This window comes from Rhizobium sp. AN80A, assembly GCF_030053015.1.
Lineage (GTDB): Bacteria > Pseudomonadota > Alphaproteobacteria > Rhizobiales > Rhizobiaceae > Rhizobium > Rhizobium metallidurans.
On record NZ_JASJPX010000003.1, the window covers coordinates 2,414,598 to 2,430,564 of the forward strand.

At 63.4% G+C, this 15,967-nt stretch carries 13 protein-coding genes and 1 pseudogene; 8 read left to right on the forward strand and 6 right to left on the reverse strand.

Annotated features, from left to right (window positions below; genetic code table 11):
* Positions 1-5 precede the first annotated feature (5 nt).
* Positions 6-2,460, forward strand: a pseudogene (locus P3R82_RS23590) (glycoside hydrolase family 2 protein).
* 111 nt (positions 2,461-2,571) lie between these two features.
* Here the strand turns inward: P3R82_RS23590 and P3R82_RS23595 are convergent.
* Complete coding sequence (locus P3R82_RS23595; protein WP_183901252.1) at positions 2,572-2,964, reverse strand: PRC-barrel domain-containing protein; 393 nt, start codon at positions 2,962-2,964, stop codon at positions 2,572-2,574.
* Between the two features lie 271 nt (positions 2,965-3,235).
* Here P3R82_RS23595 and P3R82_RS23600 point away from each other — a divergent pair, with 271 nt between their 5' ends.
* Complete coding sequence (locus P3R82_RS23600) at positions 3,236-4,936, forward strand: long-chain fatty acid--CoA ligase (RefSeq protein WP_283195549.1); 1,701 nt, start codon at positions 3,236-3,238, stop codon at positions 4,934-4,936.
* A gap of 138 nt (positions 4,937-5,074) precedes the next feature.
* Positions 5,075-6,700 carry a glucose-6-phosphate isomerase gene (pgi, locus tag P3R82_RS23605; RefSeq protein ID WP_283195550.1) on the forward strand — a complete coding sequence of 542 codons (1,626 nt, stop codon included), beginning with the start codon at positions 5,075-5,077 and terminating at the stop codon, positions 6,698-6,700.
* A 97-nt stretch (positions 6,701-6,797) separates the two neighbouring features.
* Here pgi and P3R82_RS23610 read toward each other — a convergent pair whose 3' ends face one another.
* Together P3R82_RS23610 and P3R82_RS23615 are read right to left on the reverse strand one after the other, a co-directional pair.
* Complete coding sequence (locus tag P3R82_RS23610) at positions 6,798-6,941, reverse strand: hypothetical protein (protein WP_183901247.1); 144 nt, start codon at positions 6,939-6,941, stop codon at positions 6,798-6,800.
* A gap of 95 nt (positions 6,942-7,036) precedes the next feature.
* Positions 7,037-7,900: a DMT family transporter gene (locus tag P3R82_RS23615; RefSeq protein WP_283195551.1), complete on the reverse strand. Its 864-nt coding sequence runs from the start codon at positions 7,898-7,900 to the stop codon at positions 7,037-7,039.
* Between the two features lie 90 nt (positions 7,901-7,990).
* Here P3R82_RS23615 and P3R82_RS23620 point away from each other — a divergent pair, with 90 nt between their 5' ends.
* Both P3R82_RS23620 and P3R82_RS23625 read left to right on the forward strand, forming a co-directional pair.
* The gene (locus P3R82_RS23620) at positions 7,991-9,421 is read left to right on the forward strand and encodes a PLP-dependent aminotransferase family protein (protein WP_283195552.1); all 1,431 of its coding nucleotides are present in this window, start codon (positions 7,991-7,993) and stop codon (positions 9,419-9,421) included.
* 83 nt (positions 9,422-9,504) lie between these two features.
* On the forward strand, positions 9,505-10,305 hold the full coding sequence (locus P3R82_RS23625; RefSeq protein WP_283196412.1) for an alpha/beta hydrolase: 801 nt from the start codon (positions 9,505-9,507) through the stop codon (positions 10,303-10,305).
* A gap of 3 nt (positions 10,306-10,308) precedes the next feature.
* On the opposite strand, the gene P3R82_RS23630 is transcribed toward P3R82_RS23625, so the two are convergent.
* Both P3R82_RS23630 and P3R82_RS23635 read right to left on the reverse strand, forming a co-directional pair.
* Complete coding sequence (locus P3R82_RS23630; protein WP_283195553.1) at positions 10,309-11,235, reverse strand: carbohydrate kinase; 927 nt, start codon at positions 11,233-11,235, stop codon at positions 10,309-10,311.
* 91 nt (positions 11,236-11,326) lie between these two features.
* Positions 11,327-12,016 carry an orotate phosphoribosyltransferase gene (locus P3R82_RS23635; RefSeq protein WP_183901242.1) on the reverse strand — a complete coding sequence of 230 codons (690 nt, stop codon included), beginning with the start codon at positions 12,014-12,016 and terminating at the stop codon, positions 11,327-11,329.
* A gap of 433 nt (positions 12,017-12,449) precedes the next feature.
* Here P3R82_RS23635 and P3R82_RS23640 point away from each other — a divergent pair, with 433 nt between their 5' ends.
* On the forward strand, positions 12,450-13,352 hold the full coding sequence (locus tag P3R82_RS23640; protein ID WP_283195554.1) for a GGDEF domain-containing protein: 903 nt from the start codon (positions 12,450-12,452) through the stop codon (positions 13,350-13,352).
* On the opposite strand, the gene P3R82_RS23645 is transcribed toward P3R82_RS23640, so the two are convergent.
* Positions 13,353-14,009 carry a TetR/AcrR family transcriptional regulator gene (locus tag P3R82_RS23645; RefSeq protein WP_283195555.1) on the reverse strand — a complete coding sequence of 219 codons (657 nt, stop codon included), beginning with the start codon at positions 14,007-14,009 and terminating at the stop codon, positions 13,353-13,355.
* 112 nt (positions 14,010-14,121) lie between these two features.
* Here P3R82_RS23645 and P3R82_RS23650 point away from each other — a divergent pair, with 112 nt between their 5' ends.
* Together P3R82_RS23650 and P3R82_RS23655 are read left to right on the forward strand one after the other, a co-directional pair.
* A complete protein-coding gene (locus tag P3R82_RS23650) occupies positions 14,122-14,604 on the forward strand; it encodes an anthrone oxygenase family protein (protein ID WP_283195556.1) in 483 nt (160 codons plus the stop codon).
* Positions 14,605-14,694: 90 nt separating this feature from the next.
* On the forward strand, positions 14,695-15,966 hold the full coding sequence (locus P3R82_RS23655; protein ID WP_283195557.1) for an MgtC/SapB family protein: 1,272 nt from the start codon (positions 14,695-14,697) through the stop codon (positions 15,964-15,966).
* Position 15,967 lies beyond the last annotated feature (1 nt).

The following is a 15,967-nucleotide window of genomic DNA, read 5'->3' on the forward strand; positions in this document are numbered from 1 at the left end:
CCCCGATGATTTCCAAGACAGACCTGCATACCGGCTGGACCCTCAACTGTAACGTTGCAGGAAAGCCTAACCTGCCGAAAACAGTGCCGGCGCATGTGCCCGGATGCGTGCATCTTGACCTTCTGGCAAGCCGGCTGATCCCCGATCCCTATGTCGACGTCAACGAGATCACCAATGACTGGATCGGCAGCGAGGACTGGACCTATCACTGCCGCTTCGACGCATCGCCCGACGCCGATTTCGTGCACGAGCTTGTCTTCGACGGGCTGGATACGGTGGCGACGATCTCGCTCAACGGCGAAGAGATCGGCCAGACGTTCAACATGCACCGCACCTACCGCTTCGACGTTTCCGATCGTCTGAAGGCCGAGGGCAACGAGCTGGTCGTGACCTTCCGCTCGGCTTACGCTTACGGCGCGGAGATGGAAGCGCATTATGGCTACCGGCCGAACAACTATCCCGGCCCCGGCAACCTGATGCGCAAGATGGCCTGCAATTTCGGCTGGGACTGGGGACCGACGCTGGTGACGGCGGGTATCTGGAAGCCGGTGCGGCTGGAGCGCTGGGCGAAGGCGCGGCTGGCCGAAACGCTGGTTTCGGCAACGCTTGCCGGTGGAGACGGGATGGTCACGGTTCGGGCAAGGATCGCGCGCGCTGGTGACGCCGGCGACTGCCGCATTACGGCGAGCATCGGCGGCGTCACGCATAGCGAGATCGTCGAGGCCGGAAGCGACGAGGTCCGCTTCCAGGTGCGCGTTCCCTCCCCGCAGATCTGGTGGCCGCATCATCTCGGCGCGCAGCCGCTTTATCCGATGCATGTCGAATTGCGCGACGGCGAGAGCGATGAACTGCTCGACGATTACGCCAAACAGATCGGCTTCCGCTCGGTGCGGCTCGACACTTCCCCGGACGAGCATGGCTCGGCCTTCACCTTCGTGATCAACGACGTGCCGCTGTTTCTCTGCGGCGCCAACTGGATCCCCGACGATTGCTTCCCCTCGCGGGTCACGGCAGAGCGCTATGCCTCGCGGATCGACGAGGCGAAGGCCGCCAACATCAACCTCTTGCGGGTATGGGGCGGCGGCATCTTCGAGCGGGACGAGTTCTACGAGAAATGCGACCGGGTGGGCATGCTGGTGTGGCAGGATTTCCTGTTCGCCTGCGCCTCCTATCCCGAGGAGGAGCCGCTCCGTGGCGAGGTCGAGGCGGAAGTGCGCGACAACGTCGGGCGGCTGATGCCGCATCCCTCGCTGATCGTCTGGAACGGCAACAACGAGAATATCTGGGGCTTCGACGAGTGGGGCTGGCGGCCGATCATCAAGGAGGGCGAGAGCTGGGGGCTCGGCTACTATCTCGATATCCTGCCGAAGCTCTGCGCCGAGATTGATCCCGACCGCCCCTACTATCCCGGCAGCCCCTATTCCGGCACGATGGAGATCGAGCCGAACGCCGATGCGCATGGGTGCAAGCACATATGGGATGTGTGGAACGACGTGGGCTACGAGGTCTACCGCAACTATATCCCGCGCTTCTGCTCCGAGTTCGGCTGGCAGGCGCCGCCCAACTGGGCGACGCTGGAAGAGAGCGTTCACGACGCGCCGCTGACGCCGGTGTCCAACGGCGTCTTCCATCACCAGAAGGCGACGCAGGGCAACGACAAGCTCATCCGTGGGCTGACCGGCCACCTGCCCGAGCCGCGGACGATGAACGACTGGCATTTCGCCACGCAGCTGAACCAGGCTCGCGCCATCCGCTTTGCCGTCGAGCACATGCGTTCGCACCGCGATATCTGCAAGGGCGCCGTTGTCTGGCAGTTCAACGACTGCTGGCCGGTGACCTCCTGGGCGGCGCTGGATTCGGCCGGACGGCGCAAGCCGCTGTGGTATGCGATGCGGCAGGCTTTCGATCCCAGGCTTCTGACGATCCAGCCGCGCGAAGGCGGGCTTGCGGCCGTTGCCGTCAACGAGCGGACGCTATTCTGGCGGGCGAAGATCTCAGGCAAGCGGTTGCGGTTTGATGGGACCGTGCTTGCGGAGTTCGAATTCTGGCGGCTGCTCTGCGACCGCTTCGAGGCGAAGGCGTTCACGCTACCTCAGGATATCGCGACCGCCGACGATCCCGGCAATGAAATGGTCGTCGTCGACATGCTGGACCGGCGGGCATTTCACTATTTCGTCGAGGATATCGACCTCAAGCTGCCGAAGCCGGAGAGGAGGATCGAGGTCAGCAAGCGGGAGGGCGGTTACGCGGTCGCGGTGACTGCGTTCAGCCTGCTGAAGGATCTCTGCCTGATGGCCGATCGGCTCGATCCGGATGCGGTGGTGGACACGATGCTGATCACGCTTCTGCCGGGCGAGACGCATGTGTTCGAGGTCAAGACGCGGGCGACGATCGGTGTGGCCGATATCGTGGTGGGGACGGGTGCTGCGCTCGGCCAACGATCTCGTTTCAGCTGGTTGAGATAGACCGGCGCAATTCATGCAAAAACCTCCGACTTTCGCCGGAGGTTTTTGTGGCCGTCGGTGGGTCCCGCACGCGGCGGGACCCTTCCGTTCCGGCCTCGCGGGAGACCTACATCCAGTAGGGCGGCACGCCGTAGTAGTCATAGACGCGGCGGCCGTTGTCGTTGTACCAGGTGTCGTCATCATCCGCGTAGCTTGGCGCGCCTTCGATCTGTTCCTTGGTCAGGTCGATGCGGTAGCCATCCAGCTGCGTATCGTAGGACAGCTTTTCCCAGGGCAGCGGATAGTGATCGTGGCCGATGCCCATGAAGCCGCCGAAGCTCAGCACCGCATAGGCGACGCGGCCATCTCTCTTGCCGAGGATCAGGCGTTCGATCGAGCCGATGTGCTTGCCATCGGCGCCGTAGACACGGGTCCCTTCCACGCGGTCGCTGGCGATCAGCGTGTGCGTATCCTTGACGTTCGGGTCACGGAGGGTCTTGTCGTTGTCCTGTTGCAGCATGTCTCTACTCCCTTTCGGTTGGTTCCTCGTGCCTGGCCTCTACTCCTCGTGCCGGGCGTATGAGTTGAAAACGTCGCCCGCTGCCCGTTGTTCCCGAATTTGATCCGCAATTTTGGCGGGCTGCGCAATATTGACGTTTACGTCAAGGTTATTGTAGCTTCATGTTGCTTGAACCATTCGAGCAATGACATAAGCTGCCGTATTGGAGGATGGAGGATCATCCAGTAGTTTCGACGGGCGCCCCGCCGGCAGCGACAGGGAGAGAGACACGATGAACAGCATTTCCGCCCATCCTGGCGGTGAAAAGCCCGACAAGCCGTGGCTTGCCACCTATCCGGCGATCGTACCGGCCGAGCTTCCGGCGCTGGAATACGAATCACTGGCGGAGTTGCTTGAGAAATCCTGCGCGCGTTATGCCGACCGCATCGCCTTTTCCAGCATGGGCAAGACGCTCACCTATCGCCAGCTGGAAAGCCAGACGCGCAAGATCGCGGCATGGCTGCAGGCGAGCGGCCTGCAGAAGGGTGACCGCGTCGCGGTGATGATGCCGAACGTGCTGCAGAACCCGATCGCCGTCTATGGCATCCTGCGCGCCGGGCTTGTGGTGGTGAACGTCAACCCGCTCTATACGCCGCGCGAACTGGAACACCAGCTGCGCGATTCCGGCGCCAAGGCGATCTTCGTTCTGGAGAACTTCGCCCACACCGTCCAGCAGGTGCTCGGCCATACCGATGTGCGCCATGTGGTTGTCACGTCGCTCGGCGAAATGCTCGGCGCCAAGGGGCTGATCGTCAATCTTCTCGTCCGCAAGGTGAAGAAGCTCGTTCCCGCATGGTCTATCCCACGGCACAAGACTTTCAAGCAGGTGCTTGGCGAGGGCGACGGCGCGACGCTGAAGCCATCGGGACTTGTGGGCAGCGACATCGCCTTCCTGCAATATACCGGCGGCACGACAGGGATCGCCAAGGGCGCCGTGCTCACGCACAAGAACCTGTTGTCGAACAAGCTGCAGCTGGAACTCTGGCTGAAATCCGCCTTCGAGAAGCGCCAGCGGCCGGATGTGCTGAACTTCCTCTGCGCGCTGCCGCTCTACCATATCTTCGCGCTGACGGTGAATTCGCTGATGGGCATGTCGCTTGGCGCCCATAACATTCTTGTCGCCAATCCGCGCGACATCCCCGCCCTGGTGCGCGAATTCTCCAAATCGAACGTCCATGTCTTCCCAGGGCTCAACACGCTGTTCAACGCGCTGATGAACAATCCGGAATTCGCCAAGGTCGACTTCTCCTCGCTGGTGATTTCGCTCGGCGGCGGCATGGCCGTGCAACGGCCGGTGGCGGAGCGCTGGCTTACGATCACGGGATCGCATATTACCGAGGGATACGGCCTTTCCGAGACATCACCCGTCGCCACCGCCAACCGCTTCGATCCGCCCGAATTCACAGGCTCGATCGGTCTGCCGATCTCCTCCACCGATCTCGACATCCGCAACGAGGACGACGCGTCGCTGCCACTCGGCGAGATTGGCGAGATCTGCATTCGCGGACCGCAGGTGATGGCCGGATACTGGAACAAACCGGAAGAGACGGCGCGCGCCATGACCCCCGACGGCTATTTCCGCACCGGCGACATGGGCTTCATGGATGCCCGCGGCTACACCAAGATCGTCGACCGCAAGAAGGACATGATCCTCGTCTCCGGCTTCAACGTCTACCCGAACGAGATCGAGGAAGTGGCGGCGATGCACCCGGGCATCCTGGAAGCCGCCGCCGTTGGCGTGGCCGATGGGCATTCCGGCGAGGCGGTGAAGCTGTTCGTGGTGCGCAAGGATCCTGACCTGACCGAGGCGGATGTGAAGGCGCATTGCGTGGCCAACCTCACCAACTACAAGCGGCCGCGCTTTATCGAGTTCCGCACCGAACTGCCGAAGTCGCCGGTCGGCAAGATCCTGCGCAAGGATCTGCGTAACTGATTTGAATGTTTCGTGAAAATTGCAAGCCATCCGCAATCGCGGGTGGCTTTTTTGCGTTTAAGAAGATCGTTGAACTTGATTTGCACCCGGTAAAGCGAATAGTTTCCGCGACCCTCTCGCCCTGCAAAGGAGCCTCCCATGAATGCCATCGTCGACCAACTGAAAAGCACCGCGGCTGCCACCAAGGCCACCGATATCCGTGCTGCCTTCGCGGCCGATCCGAAACGCTTTTCGCGTTTCACCGCCTCGCTCGACGACCTCCTGATGGATTTCTCGAAGACGGCAGTGAACGACGAAGTGCTGGCCCTTCTGGTCAAGCTCGCCGAGACCGGCGGCGTCGAGGCCAAGCGCGACGAGATGTTCTCGGGCAAGGCGATCAACTTCACCGAAAACCGCGCCGTGCTGCACACGGCCCTTCGCAACCGCTCGAACACCCCGGTTCTCGTCGACGGCAAGGACGTGATGCCTGACGTCAACGGCGTGCTCGCCGCCATGGGCAAATTCGCCGACGGCATCCGCTCGGGCGCGCTGAGGGGTGCTACCGGCAAGGCGATCACCGACGTCATCAACATCGGCATCGGCGGCTCCGACCTCGGCCCCGTGATGGCGACGCTGGCGCTGGCGCCTTATCATGACGGCCCGCGCGCGCACTTCGTCTCTAACATCGATGGCGCCCATATCGCCGACATCCTGAAGCTGGTGCAGCCGGAAACGACGCTCTTCATCGTCGCGTCCAAGACCTTCACCACCATCGAGACGATGACGAACGCCCAGACGGCGCGCAAGTTCATCGCCGATGCGCTCGGCGAAGCCGCCGTCCAGCATCACTTCGCGGCCGTATCGACCGCGCTCGACAAGGTTGCCGCCTTCGGCATCGAGAGCGAGCGCGTGTTCGGCTTCTGGGATTGGGTCGGCGGCCGCTACTCGATCTGGTCGGCCATCGGCCTGCCGCTGATGATCGCCGTTGGCCCCGAGAACTTCGGCAAGTTCCTCGATGGCGCGCATTCGATCGACAACCACTTCCGCACCGCGCCGATCGCCAAGAACCTGCCGATCCTGCTCGGCCTGATCGGCTTCTACAATCGCAACGTTCTCGGCTACGCCACCCGCGCGATCCTGCCTTACGACCAGCGCCTGTCGCGCTTCCCCGCCTATCTGCAGCAGCTCGACATGGAATCGAACGGCAAGGGCGTCACCATCGACGGCACGCCGGTAGAGGGCAATTCCGGCCCCGTCGTCTGGGGCGAGCCCGGCACCAACGGCCAGCACGCCTTCTACCAGCTGATCCACCAGGGCACGAGCGTGATCCCGGCCGAGTTCATGATCGCCGCCAACGGCTTCGAGCCGGAACTGCGCCACCAGCATCAGCTCCTGATGGCAAACTGCATCGCGCAGTCGGAAGCGCTGATGAAGGGCCGCACCTTCGAGGAAGCCAAGAAGCAGCTGACCGACAAGGGCATGGACGACAAGCAGGCCGATTTCATCGCGCCGCACCGCGTCTTCACCGGCAACCGCCCGTCGATCACCTTCGTCTACGACAAGCTGACGCCGTTCGCCTTTGGCCGCCTCGTGGCGCTCTATGAACACCGCGTCTTCGTCGAAGGCGTGCTGTTCCGCATCAACTCGTTCGACCAGTGGGGCGTCGAGCTCGGCAAGGAACTGGCGACGGGCCTGCTGCCCGTCATCGAAGGCAAGGAAAGTGCTGCCGGCCACGACTCCTCGACGCAGGGCCTCGTCGCCGAGCTGGCGAAGCTCGCGAAGTAACGAACGCAACGTTCAACAGACGCTCCCGTGGTGACCGCCGCGGGAGCGTTTTCTATTTGGGCGATATGACTGCCTCAGGACCACCCCTTGATGGCGGTCAGGGCCTGGCGCCCTTGCCTGATGGTACGGTGCTCGCGGCCTGCTTGACCTGCGAGCCGGGCTGCGAGGCGACTGCAGGAGCGGACTTGTCCTTCTTCGGCTTGCGCGCTTCACGCGTGCTACGGATTTGACCCTTTGCCATTTCAAGCTCCCTGATTGCGCCACACCGAGCGATGCGGCGCAATCAGCAGGCGCGCTTACGCGGCAAAATGCAAATCCATTCTCACCTGCAACGCTCTAACGAGCGAACTTCTTGGCGCCGGCAACACAGCCGACGATGGCGACGGTGACGACGAGCATGACGGGGCTGACCTGCTCACGCAGCAGCGTTGCCGCCAAGAGCAGGCCGAAGAAGGGCTGCAGCAGCTGCAGCTGCCCGACACCGGCGATGCCGCCTTGCGCGAGGCCGCGATACCAGAAGAAGAAGCCGATCAGCATGCTGAACAGCGAGACATAGGCGAGACCCGCCCAGGCGGGCGCAGCGATCACCGAGAAGGACGGCGGCAGATTGACGAGCGCGAGAGCGAGCATGACGGGCAGCGAGACAACCAGCGCCCAGGAGATGACCTGCCAGCCGCCGAGCCGGCGCGACAGCTTGGCGCCCTCGGCATAGCCGAGCCCGCAGGCGATGATGGCGGCCAGCATCAGGAGATCGCCGAGCGGGGCAGCGGTTACGCCTTGCGACAGGGCGAAACCCGCGACCAGCGCGCTGCCGAGGCAGGAGAAGATCCAGAAGGCCGGATGCGGACGCTCGCCACCCCTGATGACGCCGAAGATCGCGGTCGAGAGCGGCAGCAGGCCGATGAAGACGATGGAGTGCGCCGAGGTGACGCGGGTGAGCGCCAGCGCGGTCAGCAACGGGAAGCCGATGACGACACCGAAGGCGACGATAACAAGCGACGGGAGGTCGCTCAGCGACGGCCGCCTTTCGCGAAACAGCGCGAGCAATGCCAGCGCGATCAGCCCGGCGATCGCCGCGCGGGCAACGGTAAGAAAGACGGGATCGAACCCCATCACCGCCATGCGCGTCGCGGGCAGCGAGCCGCTGAAGATCAGAACACCGATAAAACCATTCAACCAACCGGCCGCCGTGCGGTCCATGGCACACTCCTTCACGATCAATAGCCATCTTATGGTCCCTAGCAGCGTGGCCATGCCAGTTACGGTATGGTACGGTTTCGCCAAACTGTTATGCATCGGAGAGCAGTACGGATGGCCGATAACGTAGTCGTTGGCACTACCCGCGTGGCGATGGTGATGAACACGATCAGGCAGCGCATCGCCGGCCGCAGCCTGACGGCGGGGGCGAAACTGCCTTCGGTGCGGGCGCTCGCGGGATCGCTGAAGATCTCCACCTCGACGGTCGTCGAAGCCTATGAGCGGCTGGTTGCCGAGGGCGCGATCCTGTCGCGGCCGGGCTCCGGCTTCTATGTCGCCAACCAGGCGGCCCCCTTCGCACTGTCGGAGGTCGGGCCAAGGCTCGACCGGGAGATCGATCCGTTCTGGGTGTCGCGCCAGTCTCTGGAGGCGGGCGATATTGGGCTGAAGCCGGGTTGCGGCTGGCTGCCGCCGGCCTGGCTTCCGGAGGATGGCGTTCGCCGCGCCGTGCGGGCGCTGGCGCGAGCCGACGGACCGGTGCTGCTTGCCTACGGATCGCCGCTCGGATTGCCGCCGCTCAGGCAGCTGATCGCGCGGCGGATGGCCGACAAGGGGATCGGCGCCTCGCCCGACCAGATCATCCTTACGGAGTCAGGCATCCAGGCGATCGACCTGCTCTGCCGCTTCCTTATCGAGCCGGGCGACACGGTGATGGTGGACGATCCCTGCTATTTCAATTTCCACGCCCTGCTGCGCGCCCACCGCGCCAGGATCGTCAGCGTGCCCTACACGCCCTCCGGCCCCGATGTCGAGGTCTTCGCCCGCGTGGTGGCCGAGCACCGGCCGAAGCTCTACGTGACCAATTCGGCGCTGCATAACCCGACCGGCGCGATTCTCTCGCCGGTAACCGCGCATCGGGTGCTGAAGATTGCCGAGCAGTTCGACCTGACAATCATCGAGGACGACATCTTCACCGATTTCGAGCACGTGACGGCGCCACGGCTCGCCGCCTTCGACGGGCTCGATCGCGTCGTCCATATCGGCAGTTTCTCGAAGACGCTGTCGGCCTCGGCGCGCTGCGGCTTCATCGCCGCCAAGCCGGACTGGATCGGCGGGCTGACGGATCTGAAGATCGCCACCTCGTTCGGCGGCGGGCGGCATGCGGCGCAGCTGGTGTTGAGCGTGCTCAGCGACGGCAGCTACCGCAAGCATATCGAGACGCTGCGTAGCCGGCTGTCGAAGACGATGTTCGACGTCTCGGGCAAGCTCAAGAACCTCGGCATCGTGCCCTGGCTCGAGCCGCAGGCGGGGATGTTTCTATGGTGCCGACTGCCAGATGGCATCGACGCCGCCGATGTGGCGCGCGCCGCACTGGAGCGGGACGTGGTGCTGGCGCCGGGCAATGCGTTCAGCCTGTCGCAGACGGCGACCGATTTCATGCGGTTCAATGTTTCGCAGACGGAAGATCCGAGGGTTTACGAGGTGCTGCGCGAGGCCATGAAAGCGGCGCGGGATAAGGCTTAGTCTGGTCGGCGCGACGATAATTTCGGTGGAGGTGTCGAGATGGGGCCGCGTCATCCGTCTAGAGAGAATGAAGGATTGGGAGGATCGATATGATCGACGACGAGCTGGAGCGATTTGCGGCGCAGGGCGCGGAGGCCTTGCCTGATGGCGACGATGGCGTGGTCACGCATGATGGCGCCGATATCTGGTACAGCGCGTATGGCTCCGGGCCTCCTGTCATCCTGCTGCATGGCGGGCTCGGGAACAGCGGCAACTGGGGCTATCAGGTGCCGGCGCTGTTGCGATCAGGCCGGCGCGTGGTGGTGATCGACAGCCGCGGTCATGGCCGCAGCACGCGGGACGGCAAGCCCTATACCTACGAGCTGATGGCATCGGACGTGCTTGCGGTGATGGATCATCTGGAGATCGAGAAGGCAGCGCTTGTCGGCTGGAGCGATGGGGCTTGCACGGCGCTGATCCTGGCCGACCAGCATCCTGATCGTGTCGACGGCGTGTTCTTCTTCGCCTGCAGCATGGACCCATCGGGCGTAAAGCCCTTCGTGCCGACACCTGTCATCGACCGCTGCTTCAACAGGCATCGGATGGATTACGAGGCGCTCTCGCCGACGCCGGATCAGTTCGACCGTTTCGTCGAGGATGTGAGCCTGATGATGTCGACCGAGCCGAATTATTCGGCCGCAGACCTGAACCGCATGCGTGTGCCGGTAACGGTGGTGCTCGGCGACAAGGACGAGTTCATCAAGCCGGAGCATGCCGCCCATCTCGTGCGCAGCATTCCCGGCGCAACCTTCATTCCGCTGGAGGGCGTCAGCCACTTCGCGCCGCTGCAGCGGCCCGATGAGTTCAATCGGACCGTGCTCGCGTTTCTCGATCGGCTGCCGTGAGGCTTAGAGGCCGATCTCGTTGGCCCATGGCGGGTTGGCGCCGGCGCGGGAGACCGTGACGGCGGCGGCCTTGGCGCCGAGCGCAAGCGCGTTCTGCAGCGCCTTCTCATCGAGCGAGGCGACCTGCACCTTGGTGAGCAGGCCATCCATCTTCAGCGAGGCGAGAACGCCGGCATCGAACGTATCGCCGGCACCGACGGTGTCGGCCACGGTGACGCGCTGGCTGGGGACGGTGACCTTGCGTTCGCTGGTGTAGCCCGTCGCGCCCTCGGCGCCCTTGGTGATGACGACGAGCTTGGCGCCGTGCTGCAGCCAGTGGGCGGCGAGATCGTCATGGTTGCCGTCCATGCCGAACCACTCCAGGTCCTCGTCGGAGAATTTCAGGATGTCGGACTTGGCAGCCATGCGCTTGATGCGCGCCATGTGCGCCTGCTTGTCCTTGATGAAGCCGGGGCGGATGTTCGGATCGAGCGAGATGACGCGCTTGGCGGCCTCGCGGTCGAGCAGCGCCTCGTAGGTCTCGCCGCAAGGGCTGGGGATCAGGCTGATGGCGCCGAAGTGCAGCGCCTCGCAATCGTCGCCGAGGACGGGCAGGTCGTCGGTGGTGATCATGCGGCCGGCGGTGCCTTCGTCATAGAAGGCGTAGGTCGCCTGGCCGTTGACCAGCTTGACGAAGGCGAGCGTCGACGGGCGCTGCGCGATGGCGCAGAGGCTGAAGTCGACATTGCTCGCCTTCAGCGTCTCCTGCAGGATTTCGCCCATCATGTCGTCGGCGAGACCGGTGAAGAAGGAAGTCGGGATGCCCAGGCGCCCGAGCGCGATCGCCGTGTTGAAGATGGCGCCGCCGGCATAGGGCGCGAAGCCCTTTTCGCCGAGCGTCGTCTCCCGCGGCAGCATGTCGATCAACGCTTCTCCACAGCACAAAATCATGTCCGTCTCCCAAGGGCATTACGATCCGTCGATGCTCAATTGGATTAGATAACTTCGTGGCAAAAGCAAAGCGGCGTGAGCAATTATTCACTCAAAGTGATGAAATACCGCCGTTGCGGCCGGACCATGCGAGCGGCGCGTCGAGGAAGGATTCCACCTCGTTCAACGTGTTCTGATCAAACAGCTGCTGCTCCTTGGCGACGGCGAGAACATCGCGCCAGGTGGCGATGTAGTGCAGCTTGACCTTGCCATCGGCGAAGCGCAGCGCGCCCTCATCGAAGATGCCGTAGTAGAAGAGCGCGATGCCATGATCGACAATGCCGCCAGCTGCGCGCACCGCGTCGATGAACTTGAACATGCTGCCACCCGCCGTCGTCAGGTCCTCGATGACGAGAACGCGCGAACCCTCGGGCATGTTGCCTTCGATCTGGGCGTTGCGGCCGTGGCCCTTCGGCTGCTTGCGGACATAGATCATTGGCAGGCCGAGGCGATCGGCCAGAAGAGCGGCAAAGGGGATGCCCGCGGTTTCGCCGCCGGCGATGCAATCGAACTTCTCGAAGCCCGCCTCGCGCAACACGACGCTGGCGGCGAAGTCCATCACCGTCGAGCGGATGCGCGGGAAGGAGAGAAGCTTGCGGCAGTCGATATAGACGGGGCTCGCCATGCCGGAGGCGAACTTGTAGGGCTGGGTGGCATTGAAGTGAACGGCCTTGATCTCCCAGAGCATCTTGGCCACCAGTTCGGCCATGACTTTGCGGTCTGTGAATGTTGCCTGGATCATCGTTCTCTCCTTGCCTCGATCTTGTGCTCAAACTTATGGGCCAATAGCAGCAAGTGGGGCAAGTTTCCAGAACGCGCGAGGCTCAAAGGCAAGAATGGCAATTGCACGCGCCTGCGTTGTTATTGAGACCGCTTCTCGCTCTGTTAATTTCGCCGCCCGAACGGTGCGTCGCAGCACGGCCATTTCACCGTTTGCGCGAGGCGTGCTGCGCGATGAAAACCATCGCTGGTATTTCCGTTGCGGACAACTTAAATTTCCACAACCTGTTCATAATTTTAGACATTCATCATACGTATTGTTCGGCAGGCATTTGCATGGAGCACGATGCCCGAGGACCCCGAAGACATTCAAATTTGAATGATTTCATTAACAACAGGGTGAAACTTCCCCAGCCATTTTCCGAGCGCCCAAAGACACCATGAAGGAGTCCAGAATGCGCCTGACGAGGTTCACACCGTTCCAGCAGTTCAACCAATCGCTGACCCTCAAGATCTTTTCCATTTGCTTTGTCTCGACGCACGTGCCGCTTCTGGCGCTCGTCGTCTATCTGGTCACCGGCTTTCGCAGCGAGGCTATGCCCGTCCTGATCCTCGTGCTGGCGGCGACGCTGATCGGCACGGCCTTTTGCCTGGCATGCGTCTGGGCATTCATCCGGCCGTTGCACCAGATCGCGGGCGTGGTCGAAACCTACCGCTCCACCGGCGTCGTGAAGTCGGTCCGCAGCCAGCGCAAGGACGAGGTCGGGATCGTGACCAACGGGATCTCGATCCTGATCAAGGAACTGGACGCGACGCTGGCACAGTTGCGCCGGCAGGCGACCACCGACGTCCTGACCGGCCTCGGCAACCGCCGCTGGCTGAAGGATATCGGAGCGCTGGAGATTGCCCGCGCCGCGCGCGAGCGCACGCCGATCTCCGTCGTGGTCTTCGATCTCGATCACTTCAAGTCGATCAACGACCAGTTCGGCCACGACGTCGGCGACCAGGTGCTGGTGATGGCCGGCGCCACGATCCAGCACAACATGCGCCCCTATGACATCGCGGCCCGCATCGGCGGCGAGGAGTTCTGCCTGGTCCTGCCGCGGACCGATATCGATGTCGCGGTCGGCATCGCCAACAGGCTGCGCCTGCAGTTCGAAAGCAAGGCCGTCGGCCCGCTGCCGGCCAAGCGCGTCACGGCAAGCTTCGGCGTCTATCGCGGCGACCCCGCCAGCGAAACGCTGAAATCCATGCTGATGGCGGCGGACCGGGAGCTTTATGCCGCCAAGAACGGTGGCCGCAACACGGTTCGCTCGGCGGTCGCCCTGTCGGTCAGGGACGCGAAGATCCGTGCCTGATCACTCCGCTATCAATTCGCCGATATCGGCGGGCAGCATCTTCTTGTAGAGCGCGATTGCTGCCCGTCCCTCGTCCTCGCTCAACGCGGCGGCATATCTGACCGCCGCTGCCAGGAGCTGCATGACGAGCCTCGCAAGCGCCAGCAGCGCGGGCTTGCGACGATCCGGATAGACCTCCTCCAGCACCGCCAGCAGCGCCTGCGCGTGAAACTCCATATCGTCGGCGTCGATTTTCTGCAGCAGCCGATCCGCCTGCGTGGCGAACCATATGTCGCGCATGACGGGCTCGCTGCGGAAGAAGGCGTGGTACTCGTCGGCGATCCTGCAAAGCGCCGCACGCAGCGTGGCGGCATCCGTCGCCTCCGCAAGCGCCGCGACCACGCAGGCGCGGCCCTCCTCGTTGAAGCGCTCGGCAAGCGTTGCGAAAATCGAGCTCCTATCCGGGAAATACTGGTAGAGCGCGCCGAATGAGAGATCGGCCTTTTCGACGATCTCGCTCATCTTCAGCGCATCGCTTCCCTTCGCCTCGATCAGTTGCGTGGCAACGGTCAGTATCTTCTCGAAGCGCTCGCGGCCCCTTTGCTGACGAGGAATGCGCCGGGGCTGCCTTGTGGCGCCCGTCTTTATTCGCGATCCCGCCGCCGCTTCGTCCGTCATCCGATGCTCCATCGCGCTTGACAGTAGAAATAAGAGAGTTTATCTCATTTTGCAAATGAGAGAGTTTCTCTGTTATTGACTTTTGGCGCAGCCAAAGTGGGAGGTCATCGGCATGGCAATCATTCTCGTATTGGCGCTTGTCGCCGCCGCGATCGGTAGCGGGCTCGTCGCCGGGACGTTCTTCGCGTTCTCGACCTTCGTGATGCCGGCGTTTTCGCGCATCCCGACGGAACAGGGGATCGCGGCGATGAACTCGATCAACGTCACGATCCTGCGCTCACCCTTCATGATGCTGTTCGTGCCGACGGCCATTCTTTGCCTCTTGATCGGCGTGCTCGCGGTGATGAGCTGGCGGGAGGGAGCGAGCCTGTGGATGCTCGCCGGCGCGATCATCTACATTGTCGCTTCCTTCGCCTCGACCATCATCTTCAACGTACCGATGAACGATGCGCTGGGGCAGGTTTCCGGCAACGGTCCCGAGGCCTCCGCCCTGTGGCAAGGCTACCTTCGCGACTGGACGTGGTGGAACCATGTGAGAACGATGGCGTCGCTTTTGGCATCGGCCGCGTTCGTCCGGGCACTGATGGTGATCTGATCGCGCAATCGAGCGCCGATATCTCTAATGCGCCAATGGTTTCAAATGTTTGCGCTTGCTTAGCGGCGCGGCGGCGATATCGTGCAGGGCATGGACCATATCGAACTCTTCCGCCGTCTCGGCGTGGCGCTTGCCATCGGCCTGCTCGTGGGCGTCGAGCGGGGCTGGACAGAGCGTGAGGTGCGCGCCGGCGGGCGCACCGCCGGGCTTCGGACGTTTGGGCTCACCGGCTTTCTCGGCGGCATCGTCGGCACGCTGCAGCCGCTGACCGGCCCGTTCCTGCCGGCCACGATCGCCGTTCTTCTCGGCGCCGTCTACATCGCGGGCAAGTGGCAGGAGGCGATCGAGGACAAGGATTACGGCATCACGTCCATCATCGCGGCCCTTTGCGTGTTCGCGCTCGGCATGCTTGCCGCCCTTGGTGATCTGATCACGGCAGGGGCCGGCGCGGTCGCGGTGACCGTCGTGCTCGCGGCCCGCACCAGCCTTCACGGCTTCCTGCAGGGGCTGACCTGGGTGGAGCTGCGGTCGGCGCTGATGCTGCTGGCGATGACTGTCATCGCTCTGCCGCTGCTGCCGGACCAGGCGCTCGACCCCTGGGGCGCGCTCAACCCCTATTCGCTCTGGCTTCTGACGATCACCATCGCGGCGCTGTCGTTCGCCGGCTACGTGGCCATCCGGCTCATGGGATCGAGCCGAGGGATATTGCTCGCGGGAGCGGCCGGCGGGCTCGTCTCCTCCACGGCGCTGACGCTCTCCTTCGCACGCTATTCGATGGAAGCCCCGCAAGGGGCGCGGCATCTGGCGGCGGGAGCGGCGATTGCAGGCGCGCTGTCCTTCGCACGCGTTCTCGTCATCGCCAGCGCCCTTTCGCTCGCCATGCTCGCGCCGCTCTCGTCGGCGCTCATCCCCGCCATCATCGGCTTCCTGGCAACCAGCCTTTTTCTGGCCTGGCGCTCCGGGTCCTCGACGCAGGCCCCGAAGATCGAGCTGACCAATCCGTTCGAACTCAGGACGGTGATTTCCTTCGCGCTGCTGCTCGGCCTGATCAGCCTCGTCTCGAAGATCGCGACCGAATATGTCGGCGCCTCGGCGCTCTATGTCGTCGCCGCCATTTCCGGTCTCGTCGATGTGGACGCGATCACGCTCTCGACCGTGCGCCTCGTGGGCTCGACGATCAGCGCCACGACGGCGGCCGACGTGACGCTGATCGCCGTTCTGGTCAACATGGTGACGAAGGTGGCGTTGGCCTTTACCGCCGGACGCCGAGACTATGCCGTGACGCTCGGGCTCGCCTCGGCGGTGGCCATCCTGCTCGGGGCGGTCGGATATCTGTCGACGCGCGGCCTTTGGGCTGCCTGAG